The organism is Alicyclobacillus sendaiensis NBRC 100866 (assembly GCF_001552675.1).
GTDB lineage: Bacteria > Bacillota > Bacilli > Alicyclobacillales > Alicyclobacillaceae > Alicyclobacillus > Alicyclobacillus sendaiensis.
Genome location: NZ_BCRQ01000030.1, coordinates 13,586 through 31,750, shown reverse-complemented (window position 1 = coordinate 31,750; position 18,165 = coordinate 13,586). Strand labels below are relative to the sequence as shown.

The window sequence follows — 18,165 nt, the reverse complement described above, 5'->3', positions numbered from 1 at the left end:
GAGCCGATAGGGCCACCCCCGAAACATCCGCCACGTGACGCTTGATTTACGCGTTTTCCCCAGGTGATTTGTCCGTGACGGCCGCTCCCACCTCTGCATTCGCTACACTGTGCCGCAAAAAACTGTGCCGCCAATCGCGCGGCTCGCGGCGCAAATCTGACGAAAAAGCGAGGGAGAGGCATATGGCGACCAACAACTTCAACATCGCGGACTCGGTTCGCGAACTCCACCTCGGCGAAGTCGTGACCGTATTCACCACCGCGGGTGGGGCCGGCGGCGGCGGATTCACGGGTGCCCTCATCGGGGTGGACAGCAACAACCTGTACCTGCTGCTCGCGCCCGCTTCCGCGCCGAGCGGGGCCACCGGAGCCATCGGCACCGCGGGAAGCGGCACCACATTCGGCGCACTGGCGACCATTCCGCTCAACCAAATCACGTCGCTCATTCAGAACGACTTGTGATGTTTCGCGAGCGAGAGGGCCCTCCTCTCGTCGCCCCTCACAGCCTGAGCCTGACTCACCTTCTCGCCACCGCGGCCGGCTCAGCGCGGAATGCGGCGCACGACACAGGCGATTTGGTCGCAGCGAATGATAGCCTCCGCGACGATGGGGCGGTGACCGCTTGCCGACTCTCCGTCGTGCGCAAACAGCCCAAGGTGAAGGTACAAAGGCGTCGATTTCAGCACCACGCCCGTGAACCCCGGACTTCCTGGGCCAAGTCCGACAGTGTACACCGTGACGACGTCTCCCCTGTGAATCTCCTGAGCCCCCACACGAAAGGTCGACCTAAGGCCGCCAGGTTCGCCCTCCGCGCCAACGATTTGCTCATCCGTCCGCGGACGAGCCAACGCGAGGGTTTCTCGCCCCTCGCCAGCCGGATTGCGGGCTTCCACCATTCCGCGCGATAACGGCGGCGCCATCCATATCTGCGAGTGATGACCGCCGCACCGCCTGCGCGCCACACGGCGCCGTGACTTCGCCTTCATACCATGTCCCTCGCCTAACGCGCGTTGTACACGCCTACAGTCGAAAAGGCGGGGTTTCCACCTCCACCATCCATCGTACGCGGCGCCGAGGGACGGTGACAGCGGGCGTTCCCACGGCCATCTCACAAGCCGCGCGGCGAATCAGTGAACGCCGGAATCGGAGCCGTCCGCGCGATGCAACAACTTCTCCACCATGGCGATCTCGTCCGCCGATACGCCGAGTAGGTTCCGGATCTCGTCGCGCGTGCGGCCCTCGTGGAGGAGATCAAGGATCGAGAAATACAACATCTCCCGCGAAGTCTGGGCGCCCGGCTGCGCGCCGTCGCGCTCCTGCCCTCGCACGTCGGCCACATGCTCATGGGCCTCTCGCTTCGGCTTCTCTCCCGCAACTTGGTCACGGGCCTTCTGCTCGCCAACCGGTTCGGAAAGCGCCGCAGTCCGCGCAGGCGCTCCATGTTCCCCCACCGCTCCGCCTCCGTCGCGCCTCCCCTCACGCAAGCCACCGAGCGTTCCGGCGATCTCGGCGACCGCCGCCTCGAGCGCCTGAATCCGCACCTCGAGATCTCGGCTTCGCTGGTCCCACTCCCGATACATCTCTTCGAGGACCTGGATCGCCGCGCGCGCCTCCGTGCGATCCCCGCCGCCTGCTGTCTCCCCTCGCGCGCCATCCACCCGAAGCGCGTTCCGGGACGGGCCTGACCCGGCTCCGCGCAGGCGAAGCTGTGCAGCCGTCCAACGGAAAAATCCCTTGACGCCCGGATGCGTTCTCCATCCGCCGCTCACCGCGTACAGCATCGCCAGAAGCACGACGCACACCACGGCCAGAATGAGCGTCTCCCACACCGTTCATTCCTCCTCCCGCGCAACATCACAGTGCGCGCGTCTCGCCCCTGGCGGTTCGAACCGTGAGGACACAGGACGGCAGGTCAAACCACAAGGTCCGCCCCTGATGCCCGCCCACGTCGCTCGCCATCACCGGAATCCCTCGATCCGCAAGCCGCTTTTTCACAGCCTCCGCGTTCCGTTCACCGACGCGAAGCGCCTCCATCTTCACGCCCTGAAACATCTGCGCTCCGCCGGCATACTTCGCGCGCAGACGCCGCGGACACCCTCCAGCTTCCACAATCTCACGGATGAGCCAGTCGATGGCCGTGTCCGCGTACTTGTGCGGCGCTCGGATGTCGCGGGGCGGGCTCTCGGGCAGCATCACGTGCGCTAAGCCCGCGACACGTCCCTCGGCGTCATAAATCACCACACCCACGCACGATCCAAGGCCTGCCGTCACCAGCCGTCCCTTCCCGCGCAGGATGGCCCCCTCCGCAATCCCCACGCGAATCTCGATCCCCTCGTCAGTCACTTGGCATCTTTCCCCGCAAGATCTGAAACAGGGTCGAGGCGCTGTCGAAGTCCGGAAGCAGGAAAAAGTGCGCCTGGATCTCTCGCCCCCCGTGGGTGACGCGCGTGGAGATCAATAACACCTGATTGTCTTCGCTGCTGCCGTACATGAGCCCGATGTCGAGAAGCGCCGACGCCATGTCGATGGCGACCGCCGGGATGGACTGCGTGAGCCGAGCGCCGCACAGGTCGGCGATGGCGGCCACATAGGCGCCCGAGAGGATATTTCCCACCTCGCCGAGCGCGGAATATTCCATTTCGCCGTACGGACGGCCGTGTTCACGCCCCGGGATGAGCTCGTCCACCAGGCGATCCGCGCTTTCGGTCGACAGCACGACAAACATGTTCCCCGCGATCTCGCCCTCGATCCGGATGTACACCGCGACGACCATCGCGTCGCTGCCGCCCACGACGTCCACCACCTCGGCGAATCGGCACAGGCGGGCGTCCGTCACCGAGATGCGAACGACGCCACCCACGAGCGCGGAAAACGCCGTCGCGGCGTGACCCGCTCCGATGTTGCCAAACTCGCGCAGGGCGTCGAGATCGGCAGAGCTGAGTTCATAGGAATTCATCCATGCACCATCTTTTCCACCTGTTTGAGCTGCTCCGTTTCGACGGCCGAAAACACCCGCTCTAAGTTGAGCAACACCAGGAGATCGTCGCCGAGCCGCGCGACGCCCCGGAGGTAGACGGCCTCCAGACCTCCTACGACGGAGGGCGGGGGTTCCACGGCTTCGGGCGCAATTTGGACGACATCTTCCACCGCATCCACCAGCATACCAACCACCATCTCGTCGACGTCCGCCACGACGATCCGCCGCTCGTCGTGGTCCGCCGAGCCGTGGACCAAACCGACGCGTTCCGCGAGATCGATGACGGGTACGATGGCGCCGCGCAGGTGCATCACGCCCTTGATGAAGGGCAAGGTCCGCGGTACGGGCGTGATCTCCCCGACGCGTTCCACGGATCTCACCTGGGAGACATGTGCGCCGTACCGCTCGGAGCCCACGCGCATCACGACATACGAATCCACGAAACGTCACTCCTTCGCCACTACGCGGGATTTGCGATGGAACGCACGTCGAGAATGAGCGACACCCGGCCGTCGCACAGCACGGTGGCGCCGGAGAATTCTCGAACATGCTGAAGGAATCGGCCGAGCGGCTTGTTCACGATCTCCATCTCGTCCAGAACTTGATCCACGATCAACGCTCAAGCGCGAGACAGAACGGCTCCTGGCGTTCGACGTGTTCCGCCGCTTCGGCCAACAAGGCCTCCAGGTATTCCTCGTGCACCGTGTCATCTCCCGAACCGACACAAGTCGGCCAAACGACGGGCGATAGCTCCGAGGGGGACAATCTCGTCCACCCATCCGGACTCCCTCGCTCGGCGCGGCATCCCGTCGACGACGGCCGTCTCCCGCGCCTCTGCGATGGTGAAGCCTCCAGACTCGCGAATGGCCCGCAGGCCGTCCACGCCATCCCGCCCCATGCCTGTGAGCAGCACGCCGATGCGCCGAATGTCCGGCACGCGAGCGACGCTCGCAAACAGCGCGTCAATCGAGGGCAGATACCGATCCCCGGGCTCCGGCGGGCGAACCGCGCAACGAAGCTCGCCGCCACATCGCACCACTTCGGTGATCCGGCCGCCCGGCGCGACGAAGCATTGCCCCCCTTCGACCGGCATTCCGTCTTCCGCCTGGCGCACCGGCCAGGCGCTCTCCCGATGGAGCCGCGCCGCAAAGGGCTCCGTGAACGACTCGGGCAGGTGCTGCGCAATCAAGACCGCGCACGCGTCGAGAAGTGGAAGCTCCCGCAAAATGGCGCCCACGGCGACCGGCCCCCCCGTCGAAGCGCCCATCACGATGAGCGTGCGGACGCGGCACCCGCCTTCGGTCATCGGGCAGTCTCCTCTCCGTCCGCGCCTCGCCCGGCCGGACGTGCGCGCTCGCGAACCCAGCGGGCCAGCTGCCGATAGCCCGAGGCTGCGGGCGATCCCGGCACGAGCTGCAGCAGCGGGCGCCGCACCATGACGCTCTTCACCAGCGCCGGATCGTCGCGGATCCAGCCCGCATAGGCCACCTGCATGTTCAGGAACTTCGCCGCCGCGTCCACAAGCCGCGCCGCGGTGTCGTCGGCTTCCGCCCTCGACTTGGCCCGGTTCACGACGAGCCACGGCTCCACGCCCAGCTTCTTGACGCGCATCCACTTCAAGAGCGCGTACCCATCGGTGATGGCCGTGGGCTCCGGCGTGACGACGCAGATGGGATGGGCGCCCTGCCGCAACATCCGCTCTCCGAACGCGTGCACGCCCGGCGCGCAGTCCACGAGCACGCACGCGTACCGAGGCGAAACATTGGCGATGCCGCGCCAAAGCCGGTTCCAGGCAGTATCGTCAACCTCGTCGAAAAATCGCCCGCTTCCGCCCGCCAACACGTCCACATGCGGCCTTGGCGCGAGCAGAGCCTCCTCCATAGGCGCGCCAGCGGCGACGTCCCAGAGGGTCAAGAGAGGTGTCGAGTCAAACAGAATCTCCACATCGGCAAAGCCCGCGTCGGCGTCGACGAGGAGCACCCGCACCCCGTCTTCCGCGAACGCGAGCGCGAGGTTGACACACAGGTTGGTCTTCCCGACGCCCCCCTTTCCGCTCATGATGGCGAACACGGGCGCCGATGAGGCATCGACTGCGCGGCCATCGTCGGACATCGCGTCGAACCCGGCGCGTTGCGACTTCAACCAGAGCGACATCTGCTCGCGGAGCCGAGACGCCTGATCACCCATCGACGCGCGCCTCCTTCCACGGCGCCAGCAGGTCCGGAACCGACAGGATGTCGATGTCGTCGGGAACATTCTGGCCTGTGGTCACGTACGCAATGGGCCACTGGCACAGCGCTACGAGACTCGGAACCATGCCGACGGACGAGGTCTCATCCAGCTTCGTGAAGATGAACTTGTCCACGCCGAGTGGCTTCGCCATATTCGCGACTTTCAGCGCATCGGCCGGCTTCGTGGCGAGAGAGAGCACGAGAAGCACCTCATCCGCCTCCATGGGCGCGAGCATGCGCTTGGTCTGCTCGATGGAGGACGAGGCGAAGAAGTTCCTTCCGGCCGTGTCCACAAGGACGAGATCGCACGACGAAAGGGAGGCGAGCGCGCCGGGCACGTCGTCCGGTTCATCCGCGATGGCAATCGGCACGTTCAAGATGTCTGCGTACGTCTTCAACTGCTCTACGGCGGCGATGCGAAACGTGTCCGCGGTCAACAGGCCGACGCGACGCTGGCCAGCCAGGACGTGAAGCGCGGCGATCTTCGCGATGGTGGTCGTCTTCCCCACGCCGGTCGGCCCCACAAAGGCCACGATCCGGCTATCCCGCCGAATGGGCGCTGGATGCGCGAGCGCGCCGAGATCGGACTGAATCGCCCCTAGGAGCGCCTCCGCGCGGGCGGTGCGGTCCCCGGCGACGTCGGGCTCGCCGAGCGCCATGCGCGCCCACCGGTCGGCCAACACGGCGTCCACCCCCTCGTTCTGCAGGAACGCGCGCCAGCCTTGAACCGGTCCGAGGCTGCCTGGCGATTGCGCATCGTCTGGCTGCCGCGACGCTGCGAGCATCCGCTTGATCTCGGCGATCTCGCGGGCGAGCTCCGCCCACGCCTCGGACTCCGTCGACGGAGACGGCCGTTCCGTTGCGGACTCCGCCATCGCCCTCTTCAGCGCTTGCCCGAAGCTTGCACCGGCTGTCGCCGCGAGATCCTCTTTCGCAGCGGCCATCACCTCGATGCGGCGCTCGGAGCGCAGCCCCAGCCACTTGCGCACGCGGATGCTGCGCGTGCTCAAAATGACCGCGTCTTGTCCCAGTTCGCGCCGGATGGACGCGACGGCCTCAGGCATTTCCTTGACCACGTAACGGCGCACGATCACGACACATTCACCACGCCTCCGCTATGAATCGAGATGGAGGGATCCAGTTCGGCAAACGACAACACGGGCAGATCCGGCACGTAGCGGCGAACCAGCCGGCTGAGCGGCAGGCGGATGCGCGGATGCACCAAGAGCACGGGCGATTGACCGGCGCCTTGGAGGTCGGTCCACAGCTCCTTGAGCCTTCGGAACAAGGCCTGCGCCCTTTGCGGCTCGAGGCCGATGGACAACGCGCCGCCCTGCTCCACGACGGCCTGCTGCATCTCCCGCTCGAGCGCCGGATCGAACGTGAGCACCGTGAGCCCGTCTTCGCCATGCGCGTACTGCGCGCAGATGTGACGCGCTAGGCGCTGGCGGACCTTCTCGGTGAGCTGATCGACATCCTGCGTCTGCCGGCCCGCGTCGGCCAGCGCTTCGAGGATGGTCACCAGATCTCGAATGGGCACGCCTTCTTCAAGCAGGTTGCAGAGCACGCGCTGGATGTGCCCGAGCGACAACGTTCCGGGGTACACGTCCTCCACCACGGCCGGATGAGTCTGCTTCAGATGATCCAGCAGCTCCTTCACCTGCTGGCGTCCGAGGAGCTCGTGCGCGTGACGCCGAAGCACCTCGGTCAGGTGCGTGGCCATGACGGACGGCGGGTCGACGACGGTGTATCCGCTCGCCTCCGCGCGCAGCTTCATGTCACCCGTCACCCACAGCGCAGGCAGTCCAAACGTCGGATCTTTGGTCGGAATTCCCTTGACCTCGGGATTGTCCAACCCTGGGCTCAGCGCCAGCCAATGTCCCATGAGGATTTCGCCTCGCGCGACCTCAACCCCTTTCAGCTTGATCACGTATTGCGTGGGTTTGAGGAGCACATTGTCCCGCATGCGCACCATCGGCAAAACCACGCCCAGATCCGTCGCCAGCTGCCTTCGGATCATGGCGACGCGCTCCATGAAATCCCCGCCCTGTCGCGCGTCCACCAGGGGAATGAGGCCGTAGCCAAACTCGAACTCGACCGGCTCCACGGTGATGAGTTGATAGACGTTCTCAGGCTTCTTCGCCTCGGACCGCTTTTGCCGGGCCTTTTCCTCTTCTTCTCGCTTCTGTTGCTGGGCGCGGCGGCGCTCCGCCCGCCGAGCCATGAGGGTCGCCCCGCCAGCGATGGGGATGACGGGCAATATGCCGATGGGCGTGATGAGGCCGAGCAGCAAGATGGCCCCGCTCACCACGTAGAGGGCGCGGGCATATCCAAAGACCTGCTTGACCACGTCCGCGCCCATGTTTTCATCGGTGGCAGCGCGCGACACCATGAGCCCCGTCGCGGTCGACAGAAGCAGCGCCGGAATTTGGCTCACCAGTCCGTCGCCGACAGAGAGCATGGTGTACGTGTGCAGCGCTTGGCTGAACGAGTCGTGCTGCATCGCGACGCCGATGATGAGCCCCGCGACGACGTTGATAGCCACAATGACCATGGACGCGATGGCGTCGCCCTTGACAAACTTCGAGGCGCCGTCCATGGCCCCGTAAAAGTCGGCCTCCTGCTGGATTTTCTCGCGCCGCCGGCGCGCCTCGGCCTCCTGAATCAGCCCGGCATTCAGATCCGCGTCAATGGCGAGCTGCTTGCCCGGCATCGCGTCGAGCGTGAAGCGTGCGGCCACCTCGGCCACCCGCTCGGCGCCGCGCGTGATGACGACGTATTGCACAATAATGATGATGAGAAACACGATGAACCCGACCACGGGATTGTCGCCGATGACGAAGTTCCCGAACGTCTGAATCACAGCGCCGGCGTTGCCTTGGCTCAGGATGAGCCGCGTCGTCGAGATGTTAAGCGACAACCGATACAGCGTGGTGACCAAAAGCAGGGACGGAAAAATCGAGAACTCGAGCGGCTCGGACGTGTTCATGGCCACGAGCAGGATGGTCATGGATACGAACATGTTGAAAAGGATGAGCACGTCCAAAAGCGGGCGCGGGATCGGAATCACAATCATCACAATGGTCCAGAGGACAAACAGCATGACCATCAGATCGGTCCGCTTCAACCACTTCGCCATCGCCCGTCACCTCCGCCCCTTCCTGCGCATGCGGTACACGTATGCCAGCACCTCGGCCACCGCCTGATACAAATCGGGCGGGATCTCTTGGCCGATCTCGACCGTCCGATACAGCGCCTGCGCAAGCGGCGGATTCTCCACAAGCGGAACCTCATGCTCCTCGGCTCGCCGGCGGATCTCCAGCGCGACGAAGTCGGCTCCCTTCGCCACCACCTGCGGCGCGTTCATCGCCTCGCTCTGGTACCAGATCGCCACCGCGTAGTGCGTCGGGTTGGTGATCACCACGTCCGCCTTGGCGACGTTCTGCATCATGCGCCTGGAGGCAATCTGCCGGGCGCGCCGGCGCATCGCCGATTTGAGCAGCGGATTGCCCTCCGTCTCCTTCAGCTCGTCCTTCAGCTCCTGCTTCGACATCCGCAGGCTCTTCTCCAAGCTGTATCGTTGGTACGCATAGTCGATGGCGGCGATCACGACCATGGCGCACGCGACGCGAATCGCGAGGTTGAACACGGCGCCGCCGAGGATCCCCGGCACGGCGTCGAGCTCCACCGCGGACAGGTTTTCCATTTGATGGGCAAGCGACGCCAGAGACGTGTACGCGACACCCGCGACAGCTGCCAGCTTGAGCAAGGACTTGAGCGCTTCCAAGGCCCCCTGCAAGCTCGCGATCCGCCGCCAGCCCGTCGCGGGCGAAATGCGCTGAAAGTCTGGCAGCAAAAGCTGCGGGACAAAGAGAGGGCGCACCTGCATCACCGCCGCGGCCAGCCCAATAGCGGTAGCCACGAGGGCGATGGGCAACATGATCCGCGCCGCAGTCACGGCTTGGGCCGCCATCAGAGCGCGCACGTCCTCGACGGTCCACGACTTCGGCGCGGCGCTCGCGAGATCGCGCTGAATCAAGCTCTCCCACTGGCCCCAGACTGCGGGCCCCAGGATGCGCAGCGCCACAAGCACCGCGGCAAATGCCACGGCCGAGGTCAGCTCAGGGCTCCGGGCCACGCGGCCCTCCTTTCGAGCTTCCTGACGCCGCCTGGGCGTCGCCCGTTCCGTGCGCTCACCCGCGGCGAATCGCTGGAGTTGCAGCGTACGCATCCTTCACCCTCCGACTAGGCGCATGACGCTTTCCAAGTTCAGAAATACGACGGTCAACAGCTGGCGGAACAAGCCGACGGTTACGGGCAGAGCCACGGCGAAGGAAGCGAATCCGACCAGGAGTTTGGCGGGCAACTCGACCACGAACGCGTTCATCTGCGGCACCGCGCGTGCGAGGAGCGCGAACGTGATATCGCACAAAAACAGGCTTGCGAACACCGGCAGCGCCACATCCACGCCCATGAGCATGACGGTGCCCATGATCTGGGGCACAACCGCCATCCAGTCGGCGGGCAGGTGCCAATCCGCGATGGGAATCAGCCGGAACGACTCGAGGACGGCGCTCGCCAGCCCGCCGAGCCCCCCCATTCCGATGAACAGGAGCGAGAACCACAGGTTGTACACAGCGGTGAACACGCCGGACTGCTGCCCAAATCCGGGCATGGCGAGATCGGCGACTGCCATGCCCATCTGGAGATCCACGAGTTGGCCCGCAATCTGGATGGTGTTGAAGGTCCACGTGGCCACAAACCCCAACACCACGCCCACGACCGCCTCAAGCGCGAAGTCGACGACAAACATCCCCGGCTGGGTGATCATGTCCGGAACCGAAGCGTGGACCGACGGCACCGCGAACGCCGCCAGCGCCAGAGCAAGCGCGACTTTGGCGAGATTCGGCCAGTACACGCTCGACAGGATGGGCGCGGCGAGGATGAAGCCGCTGGTCCTCGCAGCCATGAGCAAGAAAAGGTTGAAATGCTGCAGCACATCGTTCATCGTTCACATCACGTATTGCATCAGGTTTCCAAGGATGGAATTCGTAAAATCGATGAGATTCTGCAACATCCAAGGCCCAAACGCCAACAGGGCGACCACGACCGCGATGATCTTCGGAATGAATGCCAGCGTCTGCTCCTGGAGTTGCGTCGTCGCCTGAAAGATGCTGACCACCAGTCCCATGGCCAGCCCCAGAAGAAGAACCGGTGCCGTAATCTTGACGACGAGCCACATCACCTGGGCCGCAAGGCCAATCACATAGGTGTCGGTCATCGGGCTTCCTCCCTGCGCTATGAGGCGTAGCCAGCGAGCAGCGACTTCACGACGAGGTACCAGCCGTTGACCATGACGAACAAGAGCACCTTGAACGGAAGCGAGATCATGACGGGTGGCAACATCATCATGCCCATCGACATCAGCGTCGTGGAGACGACGAGATCGATCACGAGAAACGGAAGATAGATCATGAACCCAATCTGAAAGGCCGTCTGGAGCTCGCTCAGCGTGAAGGCAGGGACCAGCGCCGACATGGCAATGGTCTCGGGTTTTTTCTCCATCTCGGCCGTCAGCGTCTCGTGGCGATAGGCCAGAAAGAGTTCCAGGTCCTCTGTCCTCGTCTGCTTGGCCATGAAGACCTTGAACGGCGCCTCCGCTCGCTCGATGGCCACGGTTTGCGAAATCTGCCCGCGAAGGTACGGTTGAAGCGCCTGCGCATTAGCCTGCTGCAGCGTCGGCTGCATGACAAACAGCGTGATAAAGAGCGCCAGACCGACCAACACCTGATTGGCAGGCGACGTCTGCAGCGACAACGCGTTGCGCACGAACGACAACACGACAATCACGCGGGTGAAGCAGGTCATCAAGATGAGCGCGGCGGGCGCCAGCGTGAGCACGGTCAACAAGAGCACAATTTTGACCGTGTTGGCCACCGAAGTGGGCCCGGAACCCCCGACGGAGACGCTCACCCCCGGAATAGCAGGCGCGCTCGGCGAAGTCTGCGCGTCTACGAGCGACGGATGCATCCCCAAGATGAAGATCGCCGCACACACGGCCCCGCCGATCGCGCCCGCAAGGCGCAGGCGCCGCCAAGCCTGGCTCGTGACCCTCATTCCTCCCGCCGCCCTTCTCTCAACCGGTCCAACGCCTCGCGCAGCGCGGCCCCAAAGCCCTCCGGGTCCTCCGCGAGTTCCTCTTGAAATCTCGGGTACTCGTCCGTGACGTCCGCCAAGAGCCGAACGTCTTCGCCTACACCGATGAGGTACAGCCGACTGCCCACCCGCACGACCTGGACCGACTTGTTGGGCGCCACCTGGCGGGCTGCCACCACCTCGATCTGTCCGCGTGCGGCAATCCCGGTCCGCTTGCCGAGGACGCGGAACAGGAAGGCGATGAGAAGAAGAATGACCGCAAGCGCCACCACGAGCTGAACATAGGCCCACGCGCCGCCGCTGCCCGCGAGCGGTTCGGCCTTCGCCGCCCATATGGTTCGCGGCGTCAGGAGGATGAGCGCCGGCGCAGCCGCGCTCCCGGCCCTCGTCGCCGTCGCACGACACTCCATCGACCGCATCACCTGAGCGCCTTCTGCACCGCTTCGACGACGCGATCGGCCTGAAACGGCTTGACGATGAAGTCCTTGGCGCCCGCCTGAATCGCCTCAATGACCATCGCCTGCTGCCCCATGGCGGAACAGACGATGATGCGCGCGTTCGGGTCGATCTGTCGGATGCGCTTGATGGCTTCGATCCCGTCGACCTCCGGCATCGTGATGTCCATCGTGACGAGGTCGGGGCGAAGCTCTTGATAGCGCTCGACGGCCTGCGCGCCGTCCGCTGCCTCGCCCACCACCTCGTGTCCGTTCTTCGTCAGGATGTCTTTGATCATCATCCGCATGAAGGCGGCGTCGTCCACCACCAGAATGTTTGCCATCGCTCATGCCTCCCACCCAGTGTTCGGAACTCAAGGTAGCGGGTCGATTCGCTTGTCTGCCTGGACGATGTCCGTGACGCGCACGCCGAAGTTTTCGTCGATCACGACCACTTCGCCGATCGCGATCTTCTTTTGGTTGACGTAGATGTCCACGGGTTCCCCCGCGAGCTTGTCCAGTTCCAAGATGGAACCGGGCGCGAGTTCCAGGATCTCTCGAATCAATTTCTTGGCGCGGCCGAGCTCCACGGTCACGTGAAGCGGAACGTCGTAGAGCAGCGAAAGGTTGGCGACCGGGCGCGCATCGCGAGGCTTCGCTTCCTCGTCAAAATCGGCAAAGGCCGGGCGCCTGACCGCAACGCTGGGCCCCTCCTCTTCCCGCCCGCGAACCGGGGGCGGCCCGTCTTCCGGGACCTGTTCGCGCGCCGCCTCGCTTGCGGAAACCGGAGGTTCCCCGTCGCGCCTTTCGCCCGCTTGGGGAGCGCCGGGCGCTGCTTCGGTATGTACTTGCATCGACCGCACCAGCTCGCGCGCAAACGGAACGGGCATCAGCTGCATGATGTGCGAATCGATGAGGTCGTGCACGTGCAGGCGAAACTCCACATTGACGAGTTCCTCCGCCGGCCCGAACGCCGCCTGCGCCTCGTCCGGCGTGAACGTCACCACCCGCACCGAAGGCGGGGAGATGTTGATGTACCGTCCGAACAACTGGCTCATCGCCGTGGCCGCGCTGCCCATCATCTGATTCATCGCTTCGCCGACCGCGCTGAGTTCCAGCTCTCCCAGATCGCCACCGGTCGACTCAGCCGGCCCTCGCCCCATCATGAGGTCCGCGATGCGCCTCGCGTCCTCAATTTCTATGGCGAGCGCATTCGTGCCCTGCAACCCTTCCGTAAAATCCACCTGCACCAAGACGTACGGCGTCGGGAATCGGCTTTCCACCTCGGACCGAGGAAGGATGCTCACAACCGGCGTCGTGATATCCACCCGCCGGCCGAGCAGGGACGAGAGAGAAGTTGCGGCCGATCCAAAGCAGATATTCCCTATCTCCCCTAGGACGTCGATCTCGCCCGCCGTCAACTGCGCCTGCCCGCCGTTCGCCGCCGCCTGTTCGGCCGCACCGGCGCGCAACAGCGCGTCGATCTCGTCCTGAGACAGTTTCATCTCATCGTCCGCCATCGGCGTCTCCCTCCCACGGGCCCACGATCTTCACCGCGTATACGCGGTTTCGCTTTCCCACGCTTCCTAAGAACGCAGGTCTCCCATCCACATAGACGAGGGCCGGATCGCGAATCGTCTGCCGGAGCACGATGGTGTCGCCCTCGCACAAATCGAGAACCTCTCGCACGGTGAGCTCGGCCTGCCCGACTTCGACGCGGACGTCCACCGGAACGCTGAGAAGCTTGGCGCGCAGTTCATCGTTCACCTGGCGCCGGCCGCTTTGGAAGGCCGGATCCATGTAGTACCGGTTGCTCAGCTTCGACAGAACCGGTTCGATGGTCACATGCGGAATGCACAGATTGACGAGGCCCGTCGTCTCTCCCACGCGGACGCCGAGCGTCACCACGAGCACGGTCTCGTTGGGCGTGGTGAGCTGCAGGAACTGCGGGTTGCTCTCCAGCGAGACGAACTGGGGATCGAGGTCGATCACGCTCTTCCAAGCCTCGGCCAGGATGGAGGGCACGTTCTCGAACAACCGGCGAAACAAGGAAACCTCGATGTCCGTCAGCTCCCGAACACGATACGGCCCCGCGCTGTCGCCGCCCATGAATTTGTCGAGCATGGCGAAGACGACCTGCGGATCCATCTCCATCACCATGCGGCCCTCCAACGGGTGCATGTCGTACACCTGCAGGACGGTGAGCGGCGGGATCGAACGAATGAACTCGTCATACGGAACCTGATCCACCGACTCCACTTGGATCTGCGGCACCGACCGCAGTTGCCCCGAGAGCTGGCTCGTGAGGAGCCGGCAAAAGTGTTCGTGCATGCGCCGGAGCACGCGCAGATGGTCTTTCGAAAACCGCATCGCGCGTCGAAAGTCGTAGACCCGCACGCGCGGCTGAGCGTTCGCGCGCTGCTCAGCGACGGGATCGATCTCGCCCGTGCGAATCGCGTAAAGCAGGGCATCGATCTCAGACTGGGAAAGCACTTCGGACAACGTCTCACCTCCTCACTGCACCAGGACTTGCGACAGATAGACCGCCGTGACTTTGCCGGACGGAAGCAGCCGATTGACCTGGCTCACGATGGTCGCTTTCAGGCGGCTTAGGCCCGCATCCGTGCGAAGTTCATCCGACGTGAATTCGCGCATGACGCCGTTCACCGTGTCCGAGATCTGCGGTTCCATCAGGTTCAATTCGTTCTTCGTGATCTTGGAATCCGCCTGCAAGGTCAGCGTGAATTGAATAATCCCGCTGCCGGCCAGATTCGTGGTCATCTGTGGCAACGTGACCTGAAGAGCCGCCATCTGCTTCGCGGAAAGCTTGGGCGGAGCTCCGCCTGCCGCGTGATGCTTCTTCGCGTAGAGCACGTAGCCGATTACCGCTCCCGCGATCACGACAATGCCGAGGACGATGAAGAGCATCGTCCGCACCGCCTTCTTCATGCTCCGCCCCCCTCATCGCGCACGGGCGCCGCGACGAGGCCAATCCGCCTGTACACTTCGATCATCTTTGACGCAATGGTCTCTGGATCCTCCAAGACCACGTACTTGTGTCCATTGGTCAGCGTCACCACGGAGTCAGGTGTCCCTTCCACCGTTTCGATGTGCAGCGGATTGAGCCAAACGACGGTCCCATTGAATCGCGTCAAAGCAATCATGCGCGCATCTCCCTAGGGCGCGGCTGTGGCCGCGCCCTCACTCGCCTCACGAGTTCTTCATATTGACAAGCGCCTGCAGGATGGCGTTGTCGGTGCCGATCATGTGCGTGTTCGCCACGTACGCGTTCTGCGCGACGATCATTTGCGCGAACTGCTGCGACAAGTCGACGTTCGAGCCCTCCAGTTCACCGGACGCGAGGGTGCCGTACGTCCCTTGTCCCGGCGTCCAGTAGGTCGGCGTACCGGCCGCCGGGCTGGAAGCACTGAACAGGTTGTCGCCCACGCTCACCAGCCCCTGCGGATTCGGAACCTGGGCGAGGGCGAGATATCCAATGACTTCCGTGGTGGTGGTCCCTTTTTTGGTGATGGTGGCCGTGATCGAACCGTCGGAGCCGATGCTCACGTTGGAGACTGTGTCGCCCGATCCCTGTTGAATATTCGCGAGCTGATACACGTTGATTTCCGTGGTGGGCTGCGTCGTGCTTGCCCCGGTCGGCTTGCTGCTATAACCCTCCGCAATCACCCCGTTCGGCAGCACGAGGTTGCCGGCGCTGTCCACCGAGAAGTTCCCGGCCCGGGTCAGATACGTGTTCGTCCCGTCCGTCACGACGAAGAACCCGTTGCCTTGAATGGCGACGTTCGTCGGGACCCCCGTGGTCTCGTCCGGCCCCTGCGACATATCCATCTGCGTGGCCGCCACCTGCACGCCGAGCCCTACCTGCTCTGGGTTGGTTCCACCCATGGCCGTTGTTGCACTTGAACCGCCCGATCCAGAGCTCGACGCCGTCCCAGCGGTACCCATCGACATCGTCTGGCTCAGCAGGTCCGCGAATTGCACGTCGGACTGCTTAAAGCCCACCGTCTCGACGTTCGCGATGTTGTTGCCTACGACGTCGAGATCGGTCTGAAAGGCCTGCATACCCGAGATGGCCGAATTCATCGAACGAAGCATGTGCTATTCCCTCCCGTCGCGCCGTCCCCCGGAGTTCAGTCGGTCCCTCCGGGCAGGCCCCCTAACGGTCCAGCCTGGACACAAAGACGACGCTGTCAATTTGGGTCACAACCGGATGCTCCTCGTGCTTTAGAGCCGTCACCAGCGTTCGCGACGGCAGGTGAACCACAAAGCCGACATCGCCTATCACCATGTAGGTATCTCGTGCGCCCTTCGCTTCGGCCGCTCGGGCCGCCTGCTCCATCGCGTTCCAGTCCGCGGACGAAAGCGAGATGCCGCGTTCCTCCATGCGCGAGCTGGCATGCTGACTCACGCGCCACGCGGCGAGCGCGTCCTGCATCGCCTGCCCGAAGGAGCCAGCTTCGCCGCGGCGCGCCGAAGTGGATGCGCCTTGACACGCAGGAACCTCTGCGCTCTGCCACACCCAGGAAACCGGATCGATCACGCCATGCCGACCACCTGAGTCAAGGGATACGACGTCCCATTGACGACGACTTGCGGCGTGCCTTGACTCATCGTCACGGACGACACTGTTCCCTGGACCCGATTTCCATTCGCGTCCTGAACCGTCACGGACGCCCCGATGAGGCTGTGCGCCATGAGCAGGCTCATCTCACTCTCGAGGCTTTGCACCGCGCTCTGAATCTGCGCATCGGTCTCTGCCACCTGCGTCATCTCCTCCAGGGCGCTGAACTGCGCCAACTGCGCGAGCATTTGCGTGTTGTCGACGGGATTGAGCGGATCCTGGTTCTGCAACTGCGTCACCAACAGCTGCAGAAAATCGTTCTCGTTCAGCGAATTCCATCCGGACGGAGACGTTGGGCTGCTGGAACCACTCGTCGCTCCACTCGCGGCGGCCGTCGGTGACGTCGCCTGCGCACTCAGCGAGCTGTTGTTGAGGGCGAGGGATGAAGTCGCGTTGACGGTCACAGTGCCCCTCCTCACGCATACAGATTGATGAGCGAAATCGGATCGTCGCCTTCGGCGCCGTACGCCGCACGCCCCATGCGGCTCGATGAGACGGACCCTGCGATCGCGGCTTTGCCTACGGGGCCATCACCTCGGTCGCGTTGCGGCGTTCCACCTCCTGCGTCGCCGCCGTCCGTGGCCCAGCCGACGCTCACGTCGCGAACCGTCAAGCCGCCCTGCGCCATCTGCTGCACGAGCGTGGGAAGCTGTGCCGCCAACGCGTGCGCGCTCGCGGCGCTCGAAGCGACGAGCTGGATCTGGAGGCCGTCCTCATCGTGATGAACAATCACCTTGACCGCGCCCAGCTCCTTCGGTTCGAGGGCCACGGTCAACGTCTTCGGGCCGGCGCCGCCCGTCGAGGTCAGCCATGCACGCAGGTCTTCACCCAGCCACCCCAGCGTGGACGAGGTCGGCGTCGGAGTGTCGGGTCGCTCGGCACCCTGTGGCGCAGGTTGGGTGACCGGCCCGGCGGTTGACATTTCAGCCGACGCACGCAGGTCCGTTGCCGCCCTGTCAGGCGCTCTGTCGTCGCTCGATGACGAAGGGGTGCGCTCGGTTGGCCGATGGATGGCCCGTTCCGGTTTCGCTCTGACGTCGGCCCCGGGTGCCACGAGCACCGATGTATCGCTTTCCCCGGATGAACCCGCGCTTCCCACGCTCGGGACCTCGACGTGATCGACCGAGGCGCGTGTCACGCCTTGGACGCTGCGCGCGGCGATCACGACGGGTTGGCCCTCCTGAAGCGCGGGTTGTGCCGTCGCCCGGTCTCCTGCCTTGTCCGCGAACGGTGCAGTTCGGACTGAATTCGCCCAGGTCGCTTCATCCCGCGAACCGGCAGATGGCTCGCGTAGTGCATGGGCTGCCTGGGAGGCACGCGCCAAAGCTCCTTCCGTTTGCCCGCTTCCGTCCGACGCCGAGGCGGCCGCAGACGACAGGAGAGCCGTCGTCCACCCAGGAGAAAGTTCTGGAGACACCCCGCGCTCCGCGACTCCTCCGCCTGGAGGGCAGATGAGGGACGTCGCACCTGCGGAAGGCGCTGGCGTTTCGGCGGACGCCACCTGAACATCTCGCGCGCCTACCTCTGCACGCGCGGACGCATGCCAAGCGGCGTGGCCCACCATCGCCCCGGCCTGCGCAAAGATAGCTGCCCACACTTCGGCGAGATCCATTTCGCGCTTGCCCTTGGCCTCGGGTTTTGCTCTCCCGTCCATCGCAGTCGACTGAACCGACGTTTTGGGCGCTCCCATCACGTCCACAGATTCACCTCCTTTCGCGAGGTTAAA

The 18,165-nt window shown here is 64.4% G+C and carries 25 protein-coding genes; 1 reads left to right on the top strand and 24 read right to left on the bottom strand.

The features are described from left to right. Positions 1-182: 182 nt before the first annotated feature. Positions 183-461 (top strand): hypothetical protein, encoded by a 279-nt coding sequence (locus AS26_RS07665; RefSeq protein WP_062308013.1) that lies wholly within the window; start codon positions 183-185, stop codon positions 459-461. A gap of 80 nt (positions 462-541) precedes the next feature. Here the strand turns inward: AS26_RS07665 and AS26_RS07660 are convergent, their stop codons facing one another. The 24 genes from AS26_RS07660 to AS26_RS07550 form a co-directional block, all read right to left on the bottom strand. After that, entirely contained in the window at positions 542-985 is a 444-nt protein-coding gene (locus AS26_RS07660; protein ID WP_157068461.1) for a hypothetical protein, read from the bottom strand. Positions 986-1,126: 141 nt separating this feature from the next. Further along, a complete protein-coding gene (locus AS26_RS07655) occupies positions 1,127-1,828 on the bottom strand; it encodes a hypothetical protein (protein ID WP_062308008.1) in 702 nt (233 codons plus the stop codon). A gap of 25 nt (positions 1,829-1,853) precedes the next feature. Then, positions 1,854-2,342: a chemotaxis protein CheD gene (locus AS26_RS07650; RefSeq protein ID WP_062308007.1), complete on the bottom strand. Its 489-nt coding sequence runs from the start codon at positions 2,340-2,342 to the stop codon at positions 1,854-1,856. After that, the gene (locus tag AS26_RS07645) at positions 2,335-2,955 is read right to left on the bottom strand and encodes a chemotaxis protein CheC (RefSeq protein WP_062308003.1); all 621 of its coding nucleotides are present in this window, start codon (positions 2,953-2,955) and stop codon (positions 2,335-2,337) included. The genes AS26_RS07650 and AS26_RS07645 overlap by 8 nt, the downstream gene beginning before the upstream one ends. Beyond that, entirely contained in the window at positions 2,952-3,416 is a 465-nt protein-coding gene (locus AS26_RS07640; protein WP_083516014.1) for a chemotaxis protein CheW, read from the bottom strand. The genes AS26_RS07645 and AS26_RS07640 overlap by 4 nt, the downstream gene beginning before the upstream one ends. Before the next feature lie 20 nt (positions 3,417-3,436). Continuing rightward, positions 3,437-3,586 (bottom strand): chemotaxis protein CheW, encoded by a 150-nt coding sequence (locus AS26_RS13810; protein ID WP_245629665.1) that lies wholly within the window; start codon positions 3,584-3,586, stop codon positions 3,437-3,439. Positions 3,587-3,682: 96 nt separating this feature from the next. Further along, positions 3,683-4,282: a CheB methylesterase domain-containing protein gene (locus AS26_RS07635; protein WP_062308001.1), complete on the bottom strand. Its 600-nt coding sequence runs from the start codon at positions 4,280-4,282 to the stop codon at positions 3,683-3,685. Further along, positions 4,279-5,163 carry a nucleotide-binding protein gene (locus AS26_RS07630; RefSeq protein ID WP_062307998.1) on the bottom strand — a complete coding sequence of 295 codons (885 nt, stop codon included), beginning with the start codon at positions 5,161-5,163 and terminating at the stop codon, positions 4,279-4,281. The genes AS26_RS07635 and AS26_RS07630 overlap by 4 nt, the downstream gene beginning before the upstream one ends. Next, entirely contained in the window at positions 5,156-6,301 is a 1,146-nt protein-coding gene (gene flhF / locus AS26_RS07625) for a flagellar biosynthesis GTPase FlhF (RefSeq protein WP_062307995.1), read from the bottom strand. Before flhF ends, AS26_RS07630 begins: the two co-directional genes overlap by 8 nt. Further along, on the bottom strand, positions 6,298-8,346 hold the full coding sequence (gene flhA / locus AS26_RS07620) for a flagellar biosynthesis protein FlhA (RefSeq protein ID WP_062307993.1): 2,049 nt from the start codon (positions 8,344-8,346) through the stop codon (positions 6,298-6,300). Before flhA ends, flhF begins: the two co-directional genes overlap by 4 nt. A gap of 6 nt (positions 8,347-8,352) precedes the next feature. Further along, positions 8,353-9,438: a flagellar biosynthesis protein FlhB gene (gene flhB / locus AS26_RS07615; protein ID WP_062307982.1), complete on the bottom strand. Its 1,086-nt coding sequence runs from the start codon at positions 9,436-9,438 to the stop codon at positions 8,353-8,355. A 3-nt stretch (positions 9,439-9,441) separates the two neighbouring features. Beyond that, positions 9,442-10,215, bottom strand: a complete 774-nt coding sequence (locus tag AS26_RS07610; protein WP_062307979.1) for a flagellar biosynthetic protein FliR — start codon at positions 10,213-10,215, stop codon at positions 9,442-9,444. A gap of 3 nt (positions 10,216-10,218) precedes the next feature. After that, positions 10,219-10,488, bottom strand: a complete 270-nt coding sequence (gene fliQ / locus AS26_RS07605) for a flagellar biosynthesis protein FliQ (protein WP_062307975.1) — start codon at positions 10,486-10,488, stop codon at positions 10,219-10,221. Positions 10,489-10,505: 17 nt separating this feature from the next. Then, positions 10,506-11,324, bottom strand: a complete 819-nt coding sequence (gene fliP / locus AS26_RS07600; RefSeq protein WP_174519928.1) for a flagellar type III secretion system pore protein FliP — start codon at positions 11,322-11,324, stop codon at positions 10,506-10,508. Continuing rightward, a complete protein-coding gene (locus tag AS26_RS07595; protein ID WP_245629664.1) occupies positions 11,321-11,773 on the bottom strand; it encodes a FliO/MopB family protein in 453 nt (150 codons plus the stop codon). The genes fliP and AS26_RS07595 overlap by 4 nt, the downstream gene beginning before the upstream one ends. Positions 11,774-11,781: 8 nt before the next feature. After that, positions 11,782-12,141 (bottom strand): response regulator, encoded by a 360-nt coding sequence (locus AS26_RS07590; RefSeq protein ID WP_062307970.1) that lies wholly within the window; start codon positions 12,139-12,141, stop codon positions 11,782-11,784. A 30-nt stretch (positions 12,142-12,171) separates the two neighbouring features. After that, positions 12,172-13,317: a flagellar motor switch phosphatase FliY gene (gene fliY / locus AS26_RS07585; RefSeq protein ID WP_062307968.1), complete on the bottom strand. Its 1,146-nt coding sequence runs from the start codon at positions 13,315-13,317 to the stop codon at positions 12,172-12,174. Further along, complete coding sequence (gene fliM / locus AS26_RS07580) at positions 13,304-14,290, bottom strand: flagellar motor switch protein FliM (RefSeq protein WP_245629666.1); 987 nt, start codon at positions 14,288-14,290, stop codon at positions 13,304-13,306. The genes fliY and fliM overlap by 14 nt, the downstream gene beginning before the upstream one ends. 21 nt (positions 14,291-14,311) lie before the next feature. Continuing rightward, positions 14,312-14,746 (bottom strand): flagellar basal body-associated FliL family protein, encoded by a 435-nt coding sequence (locus AS26_RS07575; RefSeq protein ID WP_062307963.1) that lies wholly within the window; start codon positions 14,744-14,746, stop codon positions 14,312-14,314. Next, entirely contained in the window at positions 14,743-14,961 is a 219-nt protein-coding gene (locus tag AS26_RS07570) for a flagellar FlbD family protein (RefSeq protein WP_062307961.1), read from the bottom strand. The genes AS26_RS07575 and AS26_RS07570 overlap by 4 nt, the downstream gene beginning before the upstream one ends. 46 nt (positions 14,962-15,007) lie before the next feature. Then, entirely contained in the window at positions 15,008-15,913 is a 906-nt protein-coding gene (locus tag AS26_RS07565) for a flagellar hook-basal body complex protein (protein ID WP_062307958.1), read from the bottom strand. A gap of 61 nt (positions 15,914-15,974) precedes the next feature. After that, on the bottom strand, positions 15,975-16,358 hold the full coding sequence (locus AS26_RS07560; RefSeq protein WP_062307956.1) for a hypothetical protein: 384 nt from the start codon (positions 16,356-16,358) through the stop codon (positions 15,975-15,977). After that, positions 16,355-16,843 carry a flagellar hook capping FlgD N-terminal domain-containing protein gene (locus AS26_RS07555; protein WP_062307953.1) on the bottom strand — a complete coding sequence of 163 codons (489 nt, stop codon included), beginning with the start codon at positions 16,841-16,843 and terminating at the stop codon, positions 16,355-16,357. Before AS26_RS07555 ends, AS26_RS07560 begins: the two co-directional genes overlap by 4 nt. Before the next feature lie 11 nt (positions 16,844-16,854). Continuing rightward, positions 16,855-18,129 (bottom strand): flagellar hook-length control protein FliK, encoded by a 1,275-nt coding sequence (locus AS26_RS07550; RefSeq protein WP_062308018.1) that lies wholly within the window; start codon positions 18,127-18,129, stop codon positions 16,855-16,857. Positions 18,130-18,165: the final 36 nt, after the last annotated feature.